This is a genomic window from Litoreibacter sp. GN1-5 (assembly GCF_055693805.1).
Map to the genome: position 1 here is coordinate 2,138,474 of NZ_JBVFUP010000001.1, position 19,688 is coordinate 2,158,161.

Consider the following 19,688-nt stretch of genomic DNA (forward strand, 5'->3'; position numbering starts at 1 on the left):
AAGCCCCCTATCCTGATAGACATAGGCTTGAACAGACAGCTTTGACGCGGCACTGTGGCAGCTCATTTGCTTGAAGGCTCTTATGTTCCGGAACCTGCCTGTCACTTTCATTATGATTACAGTCGTTCTGGATGCCATGGGTATCGGACTAATCCTACCAGTAATGCCAGAGCTGATTATGGATGTGCGCGGCAGCGACATCTCAAATGCAGCACTTTGGGGTGGCATCCTTTCTGCTGCTTTTGCTGTCATGCAGTTTCTGTTCAGCCCGGCGCTTGGGAATCTGAGTGATCGTTTTGGGCGCCGGCCCGTTCTGCTGGTGTCCCTTTTCGTTATGGCGCTGGACTATGTGGTGATGGCTTTAGCAGGTACGATCTGGTTGCTGCTGGCCGGACGAATTGTCGGCGGCGTCACTGCTGCAACCCATTCTACAGCATCTGCCTACATGGCCGATATTAGTCCAAAAGAGAAAAAAGCGCAGAATTTCGGCCTGATATCCGCAGGATTTGGACTAGGGTTCATCCTCGGCCCGGTCATTGGCGGCCTACTGGCCGAGTTCGGACCGCGGGCACCTTTCTATGCTGCTGCTATTCTGGCGGCGACCAACCTGATCTTCGGGTTTTTCGTTCTGCCCGAAACCGTCACGCCTGAAAAGCGTCGCCCCTTCACTTGGAGAAGGGCCAATCCGGCGGGCGGGCTAAAATATATCGGGGCATTACCTGGCGTCGGTTGCCTGTTATTGGTTTTCTTCTTCTATCAAGTCGCCAACATGGTCTACCCGGCAATATGGGCCTACTACACGCAGGCAGCTTTTGGCTGGAGTCCGGGTATGATCGGCGTATCACTTGCGGTCTACGGCATCTCAATGGCCATTGTGCAAGGAAGTCTGATCCGGGTGATAATCCCAAGGCTTGGTGAAACCCGTACGGTCTGGTTCGGTTTGATTTTCAACGCGATAATGTTGGCAATCATCGCCTTTGTGTCCAACGGATGGCTGCTGCTTGCCCTTACCCCACTTTCAGCTCTTGGCGCGATCGTAGCACCGGCCTTGCAAGGGATCATGTCGCAACGCGCGCCCGACGACCAACAGGGCGAACTTCAAGGCCTTCTGTCATCCATCAACGCCGTCGGCATGATCATCACACCACTGATGATGACACAAGTATTCGCCATTTTCACCGCCCCGGATGCTGCCATTTTCCTGCCTGGCGCTGCGTTTCTTTTGGCGGCAATAATCATGCTGGTATCATGGGCTATATTTGCCACCAGCCTTAGCCGGAATCCCACAGCCGCAGATGCGCCATGATCTGCCCATGATCAGAGGCAAGCTTGTTATACGGTGCCTCCGGGTGAGACCCATCAGTCAGATGGTCATTGAACACGCTGAAATAGTCCATCTCGCCAATCTGATCCGGCCCTTCGATGAAATGGCGTGACATCAGGATCTGGTCAATGGATTCGTATACTCCACCGAACGCCGCAGTATAAACCATGTCACGCAGGGATCTGCGCACGAACAGCTTTTCGCAGGAATGCAGGCGCAAGGTTTCGATGCTTTCGCGGATTTGCTCAGCTTCTTCCTTGATATATCGATCATTGGCCTTCTGCGCATCATGGCGGCGCATCCAAGCATAGTTCTTGAATGGCAGTTCACCTGCGATGATCTCGGACGATACGGCGTTGTCAGCGTCATTGAAATCACCCAGCACCATAACTGGATTGCCCTGTTTGATCTCGTCTACGATCATTCGACGCAGCACCCACGCCTCTGCCATGCGACGCACAGCCGCGCGCATCGATCCAAGTGCGCGACCAACAGCATCGTAGTTCAGCAAGTCCGCTTCGGGCGCAAAATCCGCCCCTTCGGGTCGCATGAATTCCCCAAGCTTGGATTTGAGGTGGCAATTGAATATGGTAACGACCCGTCCATCCACAGGGATCTTCGCCTTCAGGATCGGGCGCGACAGGCGGTTCAGGCGAAACGCCCCACCGTCACCACCACCCATCAGGCCGAAAGGGATTTCGATAACAGGTGAAACGTCCTGAATGATCTCCGGCGTGCCCACGAAACCAAAGCGCGACAAGATGGCTACACCCGGCCGCCGCTCACCGGGGCCACCATCATTGGCATTGGGGGCGAATGCGAGGCCGGCGTCCGTGTAAGGCGCGTAAGCCAATTTTCGGAAAATCGCCTTCTTGGCATATCTCTTGGATCGGTCCGGCAGGGCATCATCGTTTGAGGCTTTGCCCCTACGATCAGCTTCATCTACCACATCCTGAAGGGGCTCCTGATCAAAGATTTCCTGAAAACATATGATGTCTGCGTTCAGAGTGAAAACCTGATCAGCCAGCCAATCCTCTTTCCAAGCGTGTTCTTCAACTGTGTATTTTTCAAAGCGGTAATATTCCTGCTCTGCGCCGATCAGGTTTTTGACATTGAAACTGGCGATGGTGAAATCTGTCATGCGGTATCTCCGTATTTGTCCAAAGCCATGCGGAACACGCCTGCATCAACATTCCCGCCGGAGGCAACGACGATCACGTCGTCCCCATCAATCTGATCACTTTGATATAGTGCAGCCGCCAGCGCGATTGCTCCGCCCGGCTCCAGCACCACCTTCAGCCGTGAAAAGGCCACGACCATCGCCCGCAAGCAGTCTTCTTCGGGTACAACAATACCCGGACCACAGAGGCGTTTGAGAATAGGAAAGGTGATCTCACCTGGTTGCTGCGTGATGATAGCGTCGCAAAGGGACCCGGACGTTTTATCATTGCGCCTGATCTGCCCCGCCACCAGTGACCGGGCCACGTCGTCAAACCCGACGGGCTCGACCGGGCGAACGCGCAAATCCGGCGCTTTCGCCTCCAGCGCCAGCGCAATGCCAGAGGTCAAGCCGCCCCCACCGCAACACACCAGAACATCGCTTGCATTCACGCCCAGCTCCGCCGCTTGTGTCGCAATTTCCAGACCGGTTGTTCCTTGCCCAGCAATCACTTGCGGTTCATCAAACGGTTTGATCAGGGTCAGCCCGCGTTCCGACGACAAACGGTCGCCTATCTCATCGCGATCCTCAGAACCACGATCATATAGCACGACCTCCGCCCCCAGGGCCCGCGTGTTGTCGATCTTTATCTGTGGCGCGTCTGCAGGCATGATAATCACGGCCTTCGCCCCATGTTGCCGTGCTGCCAACGCCACACCCTGCGCATGATTGCCGCTGGAAAAAGCGATCACGCCTGCCTTCAATGCATCATCATCAAGGTTTGAAACAGCAGCCCAGGCCCCACGAAACTTGAACGACCCTGTATGTTGTAAGGCTTCTAGTTTAACAAAAACGCGACGGTCTGCAATTTCATCTACAAACGGAGAACTCAAAAGCGGCGTTCGCCGCGCATGGCCTTCGAGCCGCTTTGCAGCGGCTTCGATCATTGCGATATTCATTGCATCTGCTCTAGCCATTCCTTAATCACCATCAGCGATTCCGGCTCATCCAGAAACGGGACATGACCCCGGTTTGGTACATTGGCGAAGGTCATATCAGGCCGGCGGCGCTGCATTTCTGCGGCCGTTTCCTTGGTAATAATATCGGAGTTCTCGCCCCGGATAAGTGCCGTCGGCAACCCTTCAAGCGCTTTGAAAAATGGCCAGAGATCAGGGTTGAGGTTTTCCGCCTTTTCCAAGACACCCTCACGCAGCTTCGGATCATAGTTGATATTCAACCCATCCGCGTCCTGCACGTAGTGACGTTCGACTTCTTCTCGCCAACGGCTTTCCGGCACGCTGGAAAATCCGGCCATCAACTTGGCGCGGGCTTGTACAGCGTCTTCTACTGTTTTGAATGTGGGGCGGCGTCCGAGATAGACCTTGATCGCTTCCAAACCGGGGGTGGCAACTTCGGGGCCAATATCGTTGAGACAAACACCTAGAAGACGTTTTTTGAGCATCGCAGCAAGCCCCATCGCAATAACGCCGCCACGGGAAGTGCCCAGAATGGCGGCCTTCTCGATACCAAGATTGTCTAGCAGCGCAATCGCGTCCTGTCCTTCTTGTGGCAAGGTGTAAGTAGTTAGATCAGCCCAGTCCGATTTACCGCGCCCGCGATAATCCAGACGGATAAGGCGTACATCTGAAAGATGCGGTGCAACATAGTCGAAATCGGTCCCATTGCGGGTCAGCCCCGCAAGGCAAAGCACAGGAAGCCCACTGCCTTCATCGGTAAAATGCAGCTGCGTGCCATCTGCTGCGTTGAAATACATCTAAATCGCCCCTGCAAGATCGGGAATTGTTGCCAAATCGCTTAGGACATGCGCTGGTTTCCAGGGCAACCTATCCATAGGTTCCGCCCCACGGTTAACCCAAGCGGTTGTGAACCCATATCCAGTTGCCGCTGCCGCATCCCAGCCATTGGAGGACACAAACAAAACTTCAGATTTTGCACAATCAAAGCGTTTGCCCACAAGATCATATACGACAGCAGCAGGTTTGAAGATACCCACATCCTCAACACTCAGCACATCATGCAAAACGTCGCCGATCCCTGCGGATTTCACAGCGCCATCCAGCATATCAGGCGACCCGTTAGACAAAATGGCTGTCGTCATGCCCATGTTTTTCAACGCAGCCAGCATCGAAGGAACTTCCGGGTAGGCCTGCAACTCCCAATAAAGCGCCAACAGGCGTTCCCGCAGGTCAGGGTCAGACAGACCGTTTGCCTGCATCGCCCAATCAAGACCTTCGCCAGTGACTTGCCAGAAATCCGTATGATCGCCTGTGATGGCGCGCAACCAGGTGTATTGCAACTGTTTCAAACGCCAATCATTGGCCAGTTTTGCCCAGCATTCTGCTAAAGCCTTATGTCCCAGTTCCTCTGCTGCCTGTCGTGCGGCAGAAGCAACATCAAAAAGCGTGCCATAAGCATCGAATACACAAGTGGTGATTGCCATTATGATCCCCTTTATGGGGAACACTTGCACACTCCCCCGCGAAGGGAAACGCCGAATTATAGCCGCTTGGGATCAGATATAAGCAAGCAGCATCCGGTAGCCGCCCCAAAGATGCGCAGCCATTGTGAACAAATAAGCAGCCAGCGCCAAAAGAGCCTGTAAACGGGTCAGGCGGTATTCGCTTTCTGCTTCTTCAGATTTTGCAAATAAAGAATGTGCGCCCATCAAAGCAAATGCAGTTAACGCGATGGATTGGAGCGAGACCGCCGCCGCGGCCAGTGCAGCGCTCATCCCCAAAGCGATATAGTTGGTCGCGCCGGGCGTGAACGCATTTGTAATAATGCGGACACAGCGACCACCATCAAGCGGCCAGAATGGCAACAGATTGAAGAAATTTAATGCCCCTGTAACCATCGCAAAAGCCCAGAAGAAATCAGCACCCATTGTTGAGATAGGGTCCAGAAAGTCCGACAAAGCCATTGAAAGCACCAAGGGCGCAATGCAAATGCCGGGTCCCATCAGTGTGATGAAAAAGCTATGCATATCACTTTCGGGTCGCTTATCGGAAATCGCAACACCGCCCAACAACGGTATTAAGCGAAACCGCGCGTCATCATGGCCAGCAATGCGGTAAGCCGCCACATGGCCGAATTCGTGGATCATAACGCTGAGGATAATAGCCAATCCGTAGAGTGGCCCGAAATACCAGGCAGCAGCAGCGAAAGCTAAGGCGCCAAGGCCAAGACCTTCGACATCCATGCCAACGACTGTCACCCCGTTGCCGGATACCAATCCGCCACGAAGCGCGTATAGCGTCAAAGAGCATAATAGTAGCGCCCCAACCAATGCGAGCATCTGCGTTATCCTAACCCAAACTCCGTTAGGGCAGACTTAGAAGCGCAGTCTGGCATGAAATGGGCGGCAATATGGCGTTTCTTGCCTTAGTCTTTGCGAAGCGGTTTTAACCTATAGTTTGGTTAAATATCTCGACCGCAGCTTTGTGGCTTGAGCCGTCTTTAACAATTGAGTCTTAGGTCATGGGTTGGGCTATTGTCACAGGTTCTCGGGCTGTGGCATCCCCAAAACATGATACCCACCGTCAACGCGAATGATCTCGCCTGTTGTGCAAGCGCCACTGTCTGAAGCCAGATAGACGGCCGTACCGCCGACAGCCTCAAGCGTTGCATTTGCACGTAAGGGGGCGTTTGCCTCGGTCTGACGAAATGTGCGGCGCGCGCCCCCAATGGCGGCACCTGCAAGTGTTTTCATGGGCCCCGGGCTAATCGCGTTGACCCGAATACCATCTGGGCCCAAATCATTCGCCAAATACCTGACCGAGCTTTCCAAAGCCGCTTTTGCAACGCCCATCACGTTATAAAATGGCGTGACCCTGTTCGAGCCTTGATACGTCAGCGTCAGGATCGTACCACCACCTGGCATAAGCGGAGCCGCACGCCGGGCGATATCAATCAACGAATAACAGGAAATCGCCAGGGACGTTTTAAAGTTGTCACGCGTTGTATTAATAAACCGCCCTGTCAGTTCGTTCTTATCGGAAAAAGCAATCGCGTGGACAATGAAGTCAAGTTGCCCCCAACGATCCTTGAGCTTGGAAAAGCAGTCATCCATTGAGGCGTCATCGGTCACGTCTACATCTACCAGAAAGTCTGAACCAAGGCTTTCCGCCAACGGCGCAACGCGTTTGCCAAAAGCCTCGCCCTGATAGGAAAATGCAAGCTCTGCACCTTCCGCCGCCATCGCCTTGGCGATTCCCCAAGCTATGGAGCGCTCATTGGCGACCCCCATGATCAAGCCGCGCTTACCACTCATTAAGTCAGACATGGGTGCTCATCCTAAATACTTGCTCAGCAACATGGATCCATTTGTTCCGCCAAATCCGAAAGAATTCGTCATGACGGTGTCCAGACCTGCATTTTCAACCAGATCAGTTGCGATTTCACCGGGGTTCAAATCCGGATCCAATGTTTCAACATTGATGGACGGCGCAATGAAGTCGTCTTGTAACATCAGCAGGCAATAGATTGCCTCTTGCGCGCCTGTTGCTCCTTGGCTGTGCCCTGTCATCGACTTTGTCGAACTGATCGGTGGAGTCTGCCCTTCGCCAAAGACACGGCGCACGGCTTCGACCTCCCCCACGTCACCTACCGGGGTAGAGGTGCCATGTGCGTTGATATAGCTGACCTTACGATCCGCCAAACCGCTCAGAGCAACCCGCATCGCGCGCTCCCCCTTCGCCGGACGGGGCAACCATATCATGACCATCGCTGGTTGCAGCGTAACCTGTTACCTCGGCGTAAATCTTGGCCCCACGGGCCTTGGCGCGTTCCAGTTCTTCCAGAACAACAATGCCCCCGCCGCCTGCAATAACAAATCCGTCCCGGTCCGCATCAAATGCGCGGGACGCCCTTTGCGGCGTATCATTATATTTCGATGACATCGCCCCCATGGCGTCGAACAAGCAGGACAAAGTCCAATCCAGTTCCTCCCCGCCACCAGCGAACATGACGTCCTGTTTGCCGAACTGAATCTGTTCAACTGCGTTGCCGATGCAATGCAGTGAGGTCGAGCAGGCTGATGTGATCGAATAGTTCAACCCCTTGATCTGGAACGCAGTGGAGAGATTTGCGCTGATCGTCGATGACATACATTTCGGGACCGCAAATGGACCGATCCGCTTGGGTGAGCCTTTGTCCAGCACTGTTTGATGTGCCACCAGCATAGAAGATGTTGACGGCCCACCAGATCCCGCGATCAGCCCCGTGCGTGGATTGACAACATCGCTTTGCTCAAGCCCCGCATCCGCAATCGCCTGTTCCATCGCGATGTGGGCATAGGCCGCACCCGGTCCCATAAAACGCAAGCGACGTTTATCCACATGCTCTGTCACATCAATTTTCAGCGTTCCAGCCACTTGGCTGCGAAACCCGTGTTCGACCATCTCTTCGGCTGTTTCCACCCCGGATTTGCCTACCTTCAGAGCGGCCATGACCTCATCAGCGGAATTGCCAATAGGTGATACGATCCCCAAACCTGTAATCACAACGCGGCGCATGGCATCCTCCTTTGGTCGTATGGCTCAGGCGTCTTCTGCGACAGCCAGACCGACCTTCATATCCTTGACCTGATAGATTACTTCACCATCCGCTTCGACACGGCCATCCGCAACACCCATTTTCAGGCGGCGATCAATAACACGGGTGAAATCCACGTAATAGGTAATCATAGCGCGATCAGGCCGAACCATACCCGTCAGCTTAACTTCGCCAACACCCAAGGCAAACCCCTGCCCCTGCCATCCGCGCCATCCAAGATTGAACCCGGTAAGCTGCCACAGGCCATCCAGCCCGAGACAACCCGGCATCACCGGATTACCTGGAAAATGACAGGCAAAGAACCATAAATCAGGCGTAATGTCGAACTCTGCCACCACATGCCCCTTGCCATGAGCACCCCTATCACCACTGATATCCGTGATACGGTCCATCATTAGCATCGGCGGCTCAGGCAACTGGGCATTGCCGGGGCCAAACAACTCACCCCTTGCGCATTTCAGCAGTTCATCCTTGCCAAAACTTGTCGGAAACTCCGCCATACAGTCCGCCCCTATATCCCCTGTGTTTTCCTTGAGTCCCGTCTAACATTGGCCTTCACTGGCGCGCAAGTGCCGCACTTTCATCACGACATTCGATTTTTATTTGAAACATAGAGGCATAGAGCCCTATATAAGAGATATGAGTGTGCATTCTGTTGATATGACCGAACAAAAGATCAAACGCGGGACGGCTTGGCTGTCAAGCGCTGGCTTACGCCCGACACGTCAAAGGGTGGCCTTGGCGTCGCTGTTGATTGGTGATGGTCAGGACAGGCACGTTACCGCAGAAATCCTGCATGAAGCGGCAAAGAAAAGTGGCGACTGCGTCTCACTTGCAACTGTCTATAATACCCTACGTGCATTCTCGGATGCTGGCCTAATCCGAGAGATCATGGTCGATGGTACAAAGTCCTATTTCGACACACGCATTGATGATCACCCGCATTTCTTCTGGGAAAACGATGGTACATTGTCAGATGCCCCGAAAGAACAGCTGGAAATCTCTGCCTTGCCTGATGCCCCTGAAGGAACAGAGATTTCCAAGGTGGACGTGGTGATCCGTCTGAGACGAACCTGATCAGGGCTCAATATCGAACCATGTCTCCGGGTATGTCGGGGTAATCCGCATCCGCTGCTTTAAACGTATTCTGCCGCCACCAATGGGTCATTGCCCATTTCTCGCCCTCTGTGACGCTGACGCCGGCATGCAAAGAATAGGGATGTATGTCTGCTGATCCCACCAAAGTATTCGCAAAAATCAATATGCGCCCCAGTTTTGCCTGAACCGCGATCTTCAATTTCGGGAAAACCGTCTCGCCCCCGGCCGGCACATCATTCAGATAACAAATCGAAGTATAAAGGCGCTGGCCGCCATTCTTTTTAGCCATGCGTCCGCCTTCGCTATCATCAAACCCATCGGGGTGCGGCCTGAATTCCTGCTCATTACAATAATGCAATAGCTGCACAGGCTCAGAGTTTTCTGGTGGAAGTTTCAGCCAGAATGCAATGTTTCTGGTCAGTTCTGTCATGCTCTCATGCTGCCATTGATCCAGAGTCGCCTGACTGTTGGTGCGCAAGTCACTTAACATCTGGCCGCCATCCGGATTAATCGTCGGGGCTTGCGCCATAGCGTTCATGCCCAGAGTAATCACCTGGTCTGCGAAACTCTTGTCAAAGGCGTTCTCAATCACAACTACAAGGGGGTTAATGTTCAATATCATCATATCGTTAGGCGCTCACACATAGTAAAATTGCTTCGTTCATTAGTCATACTCAAGACGGCTGAATTACGAAACCACATCCTCGCTTCCTTCGCCTTAAATGCATCCGCAAGTCTAGCGCCTGTTGATCGGTCCTGACACGCTGTATGCGTTTTGTCATTATGCCGCAGCGCAGCACTTGCAGTGCCTTACGTAATATCCTAACAACAGGGCGACCGATTACGAAATATCCTTACGCTGCGAGACCTGCCATGAGCTTCCGACTGCAACCCACATCCCCTGCCCGTCCAAACCGTTGTCAGTTGTTCGGCCCCGGCTCCCGCACGGCTTTGTTTGAAAAAATGGCTGCCTCCGCCGCAGATGTAATCAACCTTGATCTAGAGGACTCCGTTGCGCCGGATGACAAACCGCAAGCACGCAAGAACATTATCGAAGCGATTGGCGATGTCGATTGGGGCAATAAATACCTGTCAGTCCGGATCAATGGGCTGGATACACCCTATTGGTATCGCGATGTGGTTGATATTCTGGAACAGGCAGGTGACCGGGTTGATCAGATCATGATCCCCAAGGTCGGCAATGCCGCTGACATTTACGCTGTCGATGCACTGGTCACAGCCGTTGAGGCCGCTAAAGGCAGGCAAAAGCGGATTAGTCTTGAGGTTATCATCGAAAGCGCTGCCGGGATTGCCCATGTGGAAGACATCGCCGCTTCTTCTCCACGATTGCAGGCGATGAGCCTTGGGGCTGCGGATTTCGCGGCCTCCATGGGAATGCAAACCACTGGCATCGGCGGGACGCAGGAAAACTATTATATGCTTCAGGATGGCGCAAAACACTGGTCCGATCCATGGCATTGGGCACAAACAGCTATCGTTGCTGCCTGCCGCACCCATGGCGTTTTACCAGTGGACGGACCATTCGGGGATTTCTCGGATGACGAAGGGTTCCGGGCACAAGCGCGTCGGTCTGCGACATTAGGCATGGTCGGCAAGTGGGCGATCCACCCCAAGCAAATTGCTTTGGCAAACGAGGTCTTCACCCCCTCTGAAACGCAAGTGCAGGAAGCACGCGAAATCCTTGCTGCTATGGAACAGGCCAAGAAAAACGGCGAGGGTGCCACTGTTTATAAGGGGCGACTGGTGGATATTGCCTCGATCAAACAGGCCGAAGTCATCGTCCAGCAGTTTGAGATGATAAATACCTAAGACCTGTTGAGTTGCATCTGGCAATCAGCGCGGCCATATAGTGTGGCACGTCACAAGATCGGAGCATGCAATGAACAACTATCTTGAGTTCGAAAAGCCATTGGCCGAAATCGAAGGCAAAGCAGAAGAACTGCGCGCTATGGCCCGTCAGAACGAAGAGATGGATGTCGAAAAGCAGGCCGCTGATCTGGACAACAAAGCATCAGAACTTCTGCAAAGCCTCTACAAGAATCTGGACCCTTGGCGCAAATGTCAGGTCGCACGGCATCCGGACCGCCCCCACTGCAAAGACTATATCGAGGCTTTGTTTACTGAATACACACCGCTGGCCGGGGATCGCAATTTTGCGGACGATCATGCTGTCATGGGCGGTTTAGGCCGCTTCAATGATACGCCCGTCATGGTGATCGGCCATGAAAAAGGCACCGATACCAAAACGCGGATTGAGCGGAATTTTGGCATGGCCCGCCCCGAAGGCTACCGCAAGGCGATCCGGCTGATGGATATTGCGCACCGCTTCAAACTGCCGGTTATTACACTGGTAGACACACCCGGGGCCTATCCCGGTAAGGGTGCAGAAGAACGCGGGCAATCGGAAGCGATTGCCAGATCCACTCAGAAATGCCTTGAGATCGGCGTGCCGCTGATTTCGGTCATCATCGGTGAAGGTGGTTCAGGTGGGGCGGTCGCATTCGCAACGGCGAACAAGGTCGCCATGTTGGAGCATTCGATCTACTCGGTGATCAGCCCGGAAGGATGCGCTTCAATCCTTTGGAAAGACGCCGAGAAAATGCGCGAAGCCGCCGAAGCCTTGCGCCTGACAGCGCAAGACCTGAACAAACTAGGTGTTTGCGACGAGATAATCCCTGAACCTATGGGTGGTGCGCAACGGGACAAGGAACAAACTATCAAAAATGTCCGGGCCGCGATTAAAAAGATGCTGACGCAATTGTCTGGCATGGAAGGTGACAGGTTGATCATGGATCGCCGGCAGAAATACCTTGGATTAGGATCAAAAGGGCTGGCGGCTTAGGCTTTTGAGCCCGTCACCACATCGTTTTGGCAGCACGTCCGGGCCAGTTCGCATCGTAGGTTGCGCCATCAATAGTGCCATCTGTCATTTCCTTAAGGATATCCCCAACGGAGGGTAAATTGATGCTCTGGTCATCGCCTGACCACAGGCCCGCACGCAGCAAAGCTCGGGCACATTGAGCGTATATTTCACCGATCTTGATAATAATGACCGATCTGGGTCGTATGCCTTTACGCACAAACTGCTCTAACATTTCGTCATCTACACTGATCTTTGCCTGACCGTTCACGCGCACCACGTTGTTAGATCCGGGAACCATAAACATCAGTGATACGCGCCCGTCAGCCACGATGTTGCGCAAACTGTCCAATCGATTGTTACCGCGCCAATCGGGCATCGCAAGTGTCTGAGGGTCAAGTTCAGTGACCACCGGACCATCATCACCTCGGGGAGAGCCATCGGTGCCATTCGGCCCAACTGTACTAAGCACACAAAATTTTGAGGCCATAATCCAGTGCCGGTATAACGGTGTCATCTGAGTGGCGACCTTGACCAGAGATGCGTCGCCCGGTGTACCGTAAAGCTTCTCAAGTTGCTCTATGGTTTCGACAAATTCCAAATGCCTAGCCCTTTTTCACGAACCCAGCCTCATCAAGCAATCGGTCAGAAGCGGTTTCGACCTCATGTTCCAGCCTTTGAAGGAACTCTTCTCTTGGCAAGCCAGCTGGGATTGGAGGTAAAAACTCGACAACCGCCGTACCCGGCTTGCGATAAATCCCGCGTCGTGGCCAAAACACGCCTGCATTGGTCGCAACGGGAAAGCATTCTTGACCCATCTGTTCATAAAGGGCTGCTGTCCCAACTTTGTAAGGTGCCTTAACCCCCGGTGCCAGACGGGTCCCTTGGGAATATATCACCAATTGTCCTGGTAGCTGAGCACCTCGTTTTACATCTTCCAGCATTTTTGCAATCGCTTTGCCCCGTTTGCCACGATCGACCGGCACACACCCCAGACGATAGACATATTGCCCAAATATTGGCGCATAGAGCAGCTCTTTCTTCATGATAAATTTCCCATGGGGAATGGAATTGAATATCATGAAAATATCGAGGTAGGACTGATGTTTCGCTGCAACCAGCACCTCACCTGTTGGGGGCGTGCCACGCACTTCTGTTTCCAGATTGATCATCCAGCGTGCTGTCCAACGCACGAAACGCGCATACCCATGACACGCGGCCACTGCCCCCATGGGACTGATCAATGTCCACGGCAGATAGAACAAAGCGTATAAAACGATAGCCACATAAATCGTCAGGCCGAATAACAGGGATCGTATCCACTGCAGACTGTAAGCAAACATCATGTGACCTCGTTCAATGTCTTCAACGCGGCGCTCCGCGTTGCAAGGAAAGCGACAACCGCTGCTAACGGTGGCACGATCAGAGGCCAGAGCCAATGCCATCCCTGAAACCCAAGCCCAGTCAGAAAAGCCCCGTCTTCTGCAGGCGCTGGAAGCAAGGCGATGGCAACCATCCCTAGAACAGCGCCAATCGCAGCACCTGACAGCGCCCGCAGGGTAAACCGGCGGACAAAAGCGCGGGCTATATAGGTATCCTTTGCGCCCACCAATCTGGTCACACGGATTACTTGGGCATTGGCCGACAAGGCAGCGCGGGCCGCTAATGTGATCATCGCTGCGGTTGATAAAGCGATCACCCCGATTGCGACCCAGCCCAGAAGGCGCAAGCGTTTTGCGGCTGTCACAAGCGGTCTGCGCCAACGGGTGTGGTCATCTAAGATTGCCCCCGGTGCTTCGGCAGAAAGACGCAGGCGCAACCCTTCCGTATCGTAGCCTGCCTCGTCCTCTACCACTTCGATCAGACGCGGGATTGGTAGGCTTTCGACCGGCAAATCTGGGCCAAACCATGGCTCAAGAAGCAGACGCTGTTCCTCGTCGCCCAAAATCCGCGATGTCGCGATCCCCGGAGTGGTGCGCAAGACGTCCTGCGCGGCAAGGGTTTGCGCCTCAATCTCTTCGGCTGGTGCCGAGATGCGGACAGTCGACGTTCGTGCCAGCTCGGACGCCCAACGATCCGCCAAACGGTCTGTTGCAAGCGACAACGCCATCGCAAAGACTGCTAGAAACGCCATAGCCGCGGCGGTGAAGATCGTCAGGTTCGCCGTATAGCCCGATGGTGGCACAACCCGATCTGCCTGCTTGTCACCTGTAAGCAAATCAGCCGCAACTGCGGCAAAAGCTTTAGCCCGAGCGGCGACACTCATAATTCTGCCCCCGCTAAATGTAACTGATTGTCCTTAATTCGAAGGGCTTTGGTCGATACCTGACTCTTCGTACTTCTGATCAAACCAAAGTCGTGGGTCGCCACCAGAATGGCTTTGCCCATACGGTTCAGTTCAACAAGCAGCGCCAGAAGGCGCTCGGACATCTGTTGATCAACATTGCCTGTCGGTTCATCCGCAAGGATCAAATCAGGGTCCATAATTACAGCACGGGCCAAAGCCGCGCGTTGCCGCTCTCCGCCGGACAGCTCTGGTGGCGTGGCATCCCTGCGATCCGACAGGCCAACCCATTTCAAAAGCTCTTCCAGATTTTCCCGTTGGGACGTCACATCGCGTCCGGCAACCGTCAATGGCAGGGCAATATTTTCAATCAAGGGAAGATGATCCAAAAACTGGCAATCCTGATGCACCACACCGATGCGACGACGGGCAAGCGCAATCTGATCCCGGTCCATATCCCGCACATCTTTCCCAAAAACCTGAACCGATCCAGTCGTCGCTTTCAGTTCCATATAGCACAGTTTGAGAAATGTTGATTTTCCGGCACCGGATGGTCCGACCAGAAAATGGAATGACCCCGGTTGCAAGCGAATGGTCATATCGCGCAACAGATCATCCCTATTATAACTATAGGCGGCATTTTCCAGCTCAATCAAAGGGCCTGCTCCGGTTTTCTTTTGCGACAGTTATGCCATTGCGTGCAACACTTGCAATCCGTTGAGGACACTAACGCTTTATTTGACCCAAAGCACAGGTTATGAAAGTGAAAGGAATTGTGGCGCAACAAGGTCTTATTGCGTGAAGTAGGAAAAATATGCGGCTGATCTGTCCAAACTGTGATGCTGAGTACGAGGTCGATGACACGCTCATCCCCGTTGAAGGGCGAGACGTGCAGTGCTCTAACTGTGGCAAGATGTGGTTTCAGGACCACGAAGATGCCGCAGAAGGCCCTAGCCCTGTAACAGGTGCCGTTTTCAAACGGCCATCGGTTGATCCGGAGGCGCTGAACGTCATTCACGAAGAAGTTGAGCGCGAGACACAGGCTCGAAAAGAGGATGCGGAACAACCATCTGTACCGGATACCGCCGCTGCTGAAGACGACGATACAGAAGCGCGCATTCGCGCCTCTATTGAAGAAGATCAGCAAGCACGGGAAGAAGAGCAAGAAGATACCGAGCTAACGACTGCACCACAGCGCGAAGACAGTTCTGGAAAAAGCCAGTTATTGCCGGATATTGATGAAATCAATTCAACTCTGTCGACTGCACCTGTTCAAGTAACGGAAGAAGACGAAGAAGAGGTTGTCGTTGAAACCCGCTCAAAACGCAGTGGTTTCCGACTGGGCTTTGGATTAATGCTTATCCTCGCAACAGTTGCGCTGCTTTTGTATATTTTCGCACCATTTTTGGCCGACCAATATCCATCTATGGCTGATCCTCTGGCACGATATGTGATTATGGTTGAAAAGTTCCGGATATGGCTTGATGGGGCCGCTCAAAATGCGGTCGTAAAAATAACAGAGTGGATCGGGCAACTCAGCGGCTGAGGAATGCGACCTGCTTGTTGAACGTCAGATGACTTTGGACTTCACGTTATCAACTGATCTTGGCCGCGCTGCATCGCGAAAAATGTCCGAGGTGAGCCCATCTAGCAGGCTTTCTGCAATGTAGTTAATGTCTGCTTGCGTCATAAGGGTTGGATAATAAAATACTTGATATTCGGACTCAAAAATACATGGTTCGCAAACAGCAGAAGCCACTTAAGGCTAAGATCCCTACGGACCATCCATTCTTCAATATCATTGCGGAGGCATATCGTGTGTTTGCGCGCTATAAGCCAAAGAGCATTGAGGTCTGCGAAGGTTGTTGCATGGATGCAGATATCGAAGCGGACTTTTTCAATCCACGGATAGATGAGCTTCCACTACATTACATACAGGACTGGTATTTTGCGGCTTACGATCCGAAGGGGGTCGCGAAATCAACATGGGGTTACCTACTTCCTCGAATTCTGGAGATACTCGCGGTTAAAGAAGATGTTAGCTCTGTGGCTCTCGAAGTCAGTCTCAATCGTTTCGAAACAGGCAACCGCAACAATTGGACCTCGGACGAATGGCGAATTCTTGATAAATTTCAACGCCAATTTCTTAAACGCGAAATAGAGAGTAAGACGGAAAACTATTTGGATGACACCATTTGCATGTTCAGGCTTGCAGGATGGCCGCTGGAAGACCTGCTGGAACAGGTTTTATCAACTACTGATATCATTTTGGCGCAGAGGTTTTGGAACGATTGGTGCAATGGAGTTGTGCCGGGACGTGAGGCTGTTTGGATCACAGCATTTTGGGATTATCCTGATAAAACAACGGTATTTGATTTTTACATATCGAAAGCTCTGTACACCAGAATGGAGAGTTTGGCTTTCGCCGATGATGCGGAACCGGAGATTTCCACAAAGGCACTGGCCGTAGCAGGCGTAATTGAAGCGAGCGCCACTTGTCATCGATAGTCCAGACGAATCTAAAGAGAGTGTTCGGGGGTTTCTGGAGAGAACATTGGCGCAAACCTAGCGAAAGCTTACTAAGCCCCGCATTTCTGACCTTGTGTCAGAAATGCTTCATGAATGGGCCGCATTAGCCTAAGGGACTGCACGGATTTATTCAGAAATGTCGCGCATCGAGTCAAAGGTTCGCGACGTCCTAAATCCGCTTAGAACCTATCAAGAAGGCGTCTGAGGTAGTCACGTTCCAGCTCAGGTCTTTGCTGATCACCAGAGCGCCTGCGGATCTCGTCCATCAATTCGCGAGAGCGTTTGCGCGCATCTTCACCGCCCAAAACTTCTTCATTTGATCCAATATTGCCGTCTGATCCTGCATCACGACCAAGCGGGTCACGACTGCCGGGAGTGAATTGGCCACGTTGCCCCTGCCCTTGTTGACCACCGGGTTGCTGTTGTTGATCCTGTGCCAAGGCTTCCCCAAGGTTTCTCATTCCTTCGCGCAAAGCTTCCATGGCATCCGACTGCGCGCCAAGCGCTTCGGCAGTTTCGTCGTTTCGGAGCGCATTTTCAGCGCGGTCCATCGCCTCCCCGGCACGGTCAAGCGCATCGCGGGCCGCGTCACCTTCGGGCGTGCCAGCGCCGGGTATATTGCGGCGTTGCTGGTTCAGTTGATTTCGCAAAGCTTGCTGACGATCTGCAAGCGATCCGGGTTGTTGGCCTTCGCCTTGACCCTGACCTTGATTTGGTTGTGCCTGTTGTTGGCCACCGCTACCTTCGCCTTGTTGTCCTTCTTCATTGGGACGTGGCTGGCCTTCTTGACCTTGTTCAGCCTGGCCCTGCCCGCCCTGACCTTCATGATCCTGACCGCGGCCCTGACCGCCATTACGACCTTCGTTGCCTTGGCTCTCGCCAGCCTGCGCACCGGGGTTATACTGTTCCTGAAGATCACGGAACGCCTTATCGCTCAGCCCTTGCTGTTCGCGAAGCGTGTCTTGTAGGCCTTCCATGGCTTGCTGACCCGGATTTTGGCCACTCTGTCCTTGCTGACCTTCGGCAACCTGCATGTTTTGCATCATTTCCATCAGCTCGCTGAGTAGCTGTTCGGCCTCATCCATGCGGCCTTCTTCCATCAGCTCCTGAATACGATCGAGCATCTCCTGCAACTGATCGCCGGTGATTTCCATCGTCTCATCATTTTGGGCCTGTTGCTGGTCCTGCGGCGAGCCTTCTTGCGCCAATTGCTGCATATATTGTTGCATCGCCTCTGAAAGCTCTTGCATCAGCTCTGCAATTTCTTCGTCAGAAGCGCCATCTTTCATAGCTTCAGATAGACGTTCCTGCGCTTCGCGCAAACGCTCCAGCGCGTCGCTCAGGCGCCCATCCTCTAACATGATTGCAACGCGCCACAGTATCTCTGCTACTTCGTCGCGCGTTTCTTCTGACAGACCAAGCTCACGTCCGATATCCAGACGCGTCAGCGCCATACGTGTCATCAAGTACGCCTGCTCGTTCTTGAAGAATCCTTCTGGCTTATAGGTGATCGTGCGCAATACTTGGCTGGTACGATCCGCATTCTCACGTGACCAGAGCAAATCCCTGCGCTGCTCTACAATGGCTTTGGCAATCGGCTGGAAAAATCGGCGGCCGGGTAAGATTGTAGACAAAACCTCTGTCTCACTGACCTGATCAGAACCATCAGTAACGGTCATCCGAAATTCAACAGGCAGACCTGCCCAAACATGTTCGGACAGGTTTTCGATCAAGGTTTCGGTGAATTCTTCCCTATTACCTGAAATCGGCATTGGCAGGTCTAATAGAATTGGCGCTTGGTCCTCTGGATCAGCTACCAGGCCATAGTGGCGTTCAACCTTTGCAAGGTCGAGTGTAATTTCCGCGCTCCCCATTTGAACGCCGTAATCATCAGAAGCCGTGAACGGTAATTTTAACTCACCGGCAGGGCTGCGTTCAATCTCGCCCGCGACCTCTACAACTGGCACCGCATCGCTTGTCGCTGTAATTTGCCAAGTGTGTTCATCGTCCGCCCCTTCAAGGCGAATTTCACCGTTTTTCTTGATCGGCAGCGAGAATGCAGTTTCTTCGGGGGAAACCTCTGCCCCGTCTGATACCGTTTCGACAAGAGACAGACGACCGGGCTGCCCGTAAAAGCGTACTGTTATTTCGCTATCTACCGGGACTGACAAGTCCGTCTGTTTGACCTCATTGAGATACAGGCTTGGACGCCCGGTATATGCAGGAGGTTCAATCCACATTTCCCAGCTTGGGCCAGCCAAAGCAGCCTCTGCGGTTGAGCCCGGCGTCAGATCACCCAATGAATTTGGGCGCCAGATGGATCCGAAACTTAAAGCCATGGCGAAGAAAAGCAGGGCCACATATCGCAATGCGTAAGGGTCCCTATCTGAAATCCGAAGATTTGGCGAAACGGGCTTGGCAGATTTCAACCGCGCCTTCATCCGCGCGACATGGGCAGACCAGACAGATTGCGATGCAGCGTCACTAACGCCAATTGCCTGTGTATCCAAAGAGGCCGCAATGGGCCTGCCTGCCAAGGATGCGTCCATCCGTGCCAGTGCATCTTCTTTTAATGGCATTCTGAATTTGCGCCACGCAAAAACCGAGGCCGCAACACACCCTGTTAAAGCGCTAGCAATCGCCAGCCAGCTAAGCTCACCACTCAGGGTATTATGCAGATCAAAAGCTGCGACAGACCATATGACCAATAATATCGTCCAAAGCGGCCAAAATGCCCAAACAACCTGTTCGGCAAAAAGCCCAAACCACGTCAGGCGCAAAGGCCATTTAAGCAGGGTCAGAGGTTTGATTTGGTCGCTTTCGTGCATCGATGCTCCTT

At 53.2% G+C, this 19,688-nt stretch carries 19 protein-coding genes and 1 pseudogene; 6 read left to right on the forward strand and 14 right to left on the reverse strand.

Features of this window, described 5'->3' with window-relative positions; translation table 11 throughout:
* Positions 1-82 precede the first annotated feature (82 nt).
* On the forward strand, positions 83-1,306 hold the full coding sequence (locus ACZ1HF_RS10695; RefSeq protein ID WP_472657483.1) for a TCR/Tet family MFS transporter: 1,224 nt from the start codon (positions 83-85) through the stop codon (positions 1,304-1,306).
* Here ACZ1HF_RS10695 and ACZ1HF_RS10700 read toward each other — a convergent pair.
* From ACZ1HF_RS10700 to fabA, 8 genes and pseudogenes are all read right to left on the reverse strand, one after another.
* Complete coding sequence (locus ACZ1HF_RS10700) at positions 1,272-2,465, reverse strand: endonuclease/exonuclease/phosphatase family protein (RefSeq protein WP_472657484.1); 1,194 nt, start codon at positions 2,463-2,465, stop codon at positions 1,272-1,274. The two genes, ACZ1HF_RS10695 and ACZ1HF_RS10700, sit on opposite strands and share 35 nt — an antisense overlap.
* Positions 2,462-3,442, reverse strand: coding sequence for a threonine ammonia-lyase (locus ACZ1HF_RS10705; protein WP_472659032.1), 981 nt, complete (start codon positions 3,440-3,442; stop codon positions 2,462-2,464). The genes ACZ1HF_RS10700 and ACZ1HF_RS10705 overlap by 4 nt, the downstream gene beginning before the upstream one ends.
* The gene (locus ACZ1HF_RS10710) at positions 3,439-4,257 is read right to left on the reverse strand and encodes an alpha/beta fold hydrolase (protein ID WP_472657485.1); all 819 of its coding nucleotides are present in this window, start codon (positions 4,255-4,257) and stop codon (positions 3,439-3,441) included. The genes ACZ1HF_RS10705 and ACZ1HF_RS10710 overlap by 4 nt, the downstream gene beginning before the upstream one ends.
* Entirely contained in the window at positions 4,258-4,944 is a 687-nt protein-coding gene (locus tag ACZ1HF_RS10715; protein WP_472657486.1) for a haloacid dehalogenase type II, read from the reverse strand.
* 72 nt (positions 4,945-5,016) lie between these two features.
* Positions 5,017-5,799 (reverse strand): metalloprotease, encoded by a 783-nt coding sequence (locus ACZ1HF_RS10720; RefSeq protein ID WP_472657487.1) that lies wholly within the window; start codon positions 5,797-5,799, stop codon positions 5,017-5,019.
* Positions 5,800-5,997: 198 nt separating this feature from the next.
* On the reverse strand, positions 5,998-6,786 hold the full coding sequence (locus ACZ1HF_RS10725; protein WP_472657488.1) for an enoyl-ACP reductase FabI: 789 nt from the start codon (positions 6,784-6,786) through the stop codon (positions 5,998-6,000).
* 6 nt (positions 6,787-6,792) lie between these two features.
* Positions 6,793-8,017, reverse strand: a pseudogene (gene fabB / locus ACZ1HF_RS10730) (beta-ketoacyl-ACP synthase I).
* Between the two features lie 24 nt (positions 8,018-8,041).
* Positions 8,042-8,557, reverse strand: coding sequence for a bifunctional 3-hydroxydecanoyl-ACP dehydratase/trans-2-decenoyl-ACP isomerase (gene fabA / locus ACZ1HF_RS10735; RefSeq protein WP_472657489.1), 516 nt, complete (start codon positions 8,555-8,557; stop codon positions 8,042-8,044).
* Between the two features lie 139 nt (positions 8,558-8,696).
* On the opposite strand from fabA, the gene irrA reads away from it, so the two are divergent.
* Complete coding sequence (gene irrA / locus ACZ1HF_RS10740) at positions 8,697-9,134, forward strand: iron response transcriptional regulator IrrA (RefSeq protein WP_472657490.1); 438 nt, start codon at positions 8,697-8,699, stop codon at positions 9,132-9,134.
* 7 nt (positions 9,135-9,141) lie between these two features.
* Here the strand turns inward: irrA and ACZ1HF_RS10745 are convergent, their stop codons facing one another.
* The gene (locus ACZ1HF_RS10745; RefSeq protein ID WP_472657491.1) at positions 9,142-9,780 is read right to left on the reverse strand and encodes a 2OG-Fe(II) oxygenase; all 639 of its coding nucleotides are present in this window, start codon (positions 9,778-9,780) and stop codon (positions 9,142-9,144) included.
* A gap of 248 nt (positions 9,781-10,028) precedes the next feature.
* Between ACZ1HF_RS10745 and ACZ1HF_RS10750 the strand changes: the two genes are divergently transcribed.
* Positions 10,029-10,985, forward strand: coding sequence for an L-malyl-CoA/beta-methylmalyl-CoA lyase (locus ACZ1HF_RS10750; RefSeq protein WP_472657492.1), 957 nt, complete (start codon positions 10,029-10,031; stop codon positions 10,983-10,985).
* A gap of 70 nt (positions 10,986-11,055) precedes the next feature.
* On the forward strand, positions 11,056-12,018 hold the full coding sequence (locus ACZ1HF_RS10755) for an acetyl-CoA carboxylase carboxyltransferase subunit alpha (protein ID WP_472657493.1): 963 nt from the start codon (positions 11,056-11,058) through the stop codon (positions 12,016-12,018).
* 13 nt (positions 12,019-12,031) lie between these two features.
* Here ACZ1HF_RS10755 and ACZ1HF_RS10760 read toward each other — a convergent pair whose 3' ends face one another.
* The 4 genes from ACZ1HF_RS10760 to ACZ1HF_RS10775 are packed head-to-tail and all read right to left on the reverse strand — an operon-like array spanning position 12,032 to position 14,976.
* Entirely contained in the window at positions 12,032-12,637 is a 606-nt protein-coding gene (locus tag ACZ1HF_RS10760) for a pyridoxamine 5'-phosphate oxidase family protein (protein ID WP_472657494.1), read from the reverse strand.
* A gap of 4 nt (positions 12,638-12,641) precedes the next feature.
* Positions 12,642-13,382, reverse strand: a complete 741-nt coding sequence (locus tag ACZ1HF_RS10765; protein WP_472657495.1) for a lysophospholipid acyltransferase family protein — start codon at positions 13,380-13,382, stop codon at positions 12,642-12,644.
* On the reverse strand, positions 13,379-14,302 hold the full coding sequence (locus tag ACZ1HF_RS10770) for a cell division protein FtsX (RefSeq protein WP_472657496.1): 924 nt from the start codon (positions 14,300-14,302) through the stop codon (positions 13,379-13,381). Before ACZ1HF_RS10770 ends, ACZ1HF_RS10765 begins: the two co-directional genes overlap by 4 nt.
* Positions 14,299-14,976, reverse strand: a complete 678-nt coding sequence (locus ACZ1HF_RS10775; protein WP_472657497.1) for a cell division ATP-binding protein FtsE — start codon at positions 14,974-14,976, stop codon at positions 14,299-14,301. The genes ACZ1HF_RS10770 and ACZ1HF_RS10775 overlap by 4 nt, the downstream gene beginning before the upstream one ends.
* Positions 14,977-15,134: 158 nt before the next feature.
* Between ACZ1HF_RS10775 and ACZ1HF_RS10780 the strand changes: the two genes are divergently transcribed.
* A complete protein-coding gene (locus ACZ1HF_RS10780; protein WP_472657498.1) occupies positions 15,135-15,866 on the forward strand; it encodes a zinc-ribbon domain-containing protein in 732 nt (243 codons plus the stop codon).
* Between the two features lie 323 nt (positions 15,867-16,189).
* Positions 16,190-16,828, forward strand: coding sequence for a hypothetical protein (locus tag ACZ1HF_RS10785; protein WP_472657499.1), 639 nt, complete (start codon positions 16,190-16,192; stop codon positions 16,826-16,828).
* Positions 16,829-17,028: 200 nt separating this feature from the next.
* On the opposite strand, the gene ACZ1HF_RS10790 is transcribed toward ACZ1HF_RS10785, so the two are convergent.
* Positions 17,029-19,677 carry a DUF4175 domain-containing protein gene (locus ACZ1HF_RS10790; RefSeq protein ID WP_472657500.1) on the reverse strand — a complete coding sequence of 883 codons (2,649 nt, stop codon included), beginning with the start codon at positions 19,675-19,677 and terminating at the stop codon, positions 17,029-17,031.
* Between the last annotated feature and the right edge of the window lie 11 nt (positions 19,678-19,688).

Coding starts and splice junctions, on each gene's coding strand:
- ACZ1HF_RS10695 (WP_472657483.1), top strand. CDS start 83: ATGTTCCGGAACCTGCCTGTCACTTTCATTATGATTACAGTCGTTCTG.
- ACZ1HF_RS10700 (WP_472657484.1), bottom strand. CDS start 2,465: ATGACAGATTTCACCATCGCCAGTTTCAATGTCAAAAACCTGATCGGC.
- ACZ1HF_RS10705 (WP_472659032.1), bottom strand. CDS start 3,442: ATGAATATCGCAATGATCGAAGCCGCTGCAAAGCGGCTCGAAGGCCAT.
- ACZ1HF_RS10710 (WP_472657485.1), bottom strand. CDS start 4,257: ATGTATTTCAACGCAGCAGATGGCACGCAGCTGCATTTTACCGATGAA.
- ACZ1HF_RS10715 (WP_472657486.1), bottom strand. CDS start 4,944: ATGGCAATCACCACTTGTGTATTCGATGCTTATGGCACGCTTTTTGAT.
- ACZ1HF_RS10720 (WP_472657487.1), bottom strand. CDS start 5,799: ATGCTCGCATTGGTTGGGGCGCTACTATTATGCTCTTTGACGCTATAC.
- ACZ1HF_RS10725 (WP_472657488.1), bottom strand. CDS start 6,786: ATGTCTGACTTAATGAGTGGTAAGCGCGGCTTGATCATGGGGGTCGCC.
- fabA (WP_472657489.1), bottom strand. CDS start 8,557: ATGGCGGAGTTTCCGACAAGTTTTGGCAAGGATGAACTGCTGAAATGC.
- irrA (WP_472657490.1), top strand. CDS start 8,697: ATGAGTGTGCATTCTGTTGATATGACCGAACAAAAGATCAAACGCGGG.
- ACZ1HF_RS10745 (WP_472657491.1), bottom strand. CDS start 9,780: ATGATGATATTGAACATTAACCCCCTTGTAGTTGTGATTGAGAACGCC.
- ACZ1HF_RS10750 (WP_472657492.1), top strand. CDS start 10,029: ATGAGCTTCCGACTGCAACCCACATCCCCTGCCCGTCCAAACCGTTGT.
- ACZ1HF_RS10755 (WP_472657493.1), top strand. CDS start 11,056: ATGAACAACTATCTTGAGTTCGAAAAGCCATTGGCCGAAATCGAAGGC.
- ACZ1HF_RS10765 (WP_472657495.1), bottom strand. CDS start 13,382: ATGATGTTTGCTTACAGTCTGCAGTGGATACGATCCCTGTTATTCGGC.
- ACZ1HF_RS10770 (WP_472657496.1), bottom strand. CDS start 14,302: ATGAGTGTCGCCGCTCGGGCTAAAGCTTTTGCCGCAGTTGCGGCTGAT.
- ACZ1HF_RS10780 (WP_472657498.1), top strand. CDS start 15,135: ATGCGGCTGATCTGTCCAAACTGTGATGCTGAGTACGAGGTCGATGAC.
- ACZ1HF_RS10785 (WP_472657499.1), top strand. CDS start 16,190: ATGGATGCAGATATCGAAGCGGACTTTTTCAATCCACGGATAGATGAG.
- ACZ1HF_RS10790 (WP_472657500.1), bottom strand. CDS start 19,677: ATGCACGAAAGCGACCAAATCAAACCTCTGACCCTGCTTAAATGGCCT.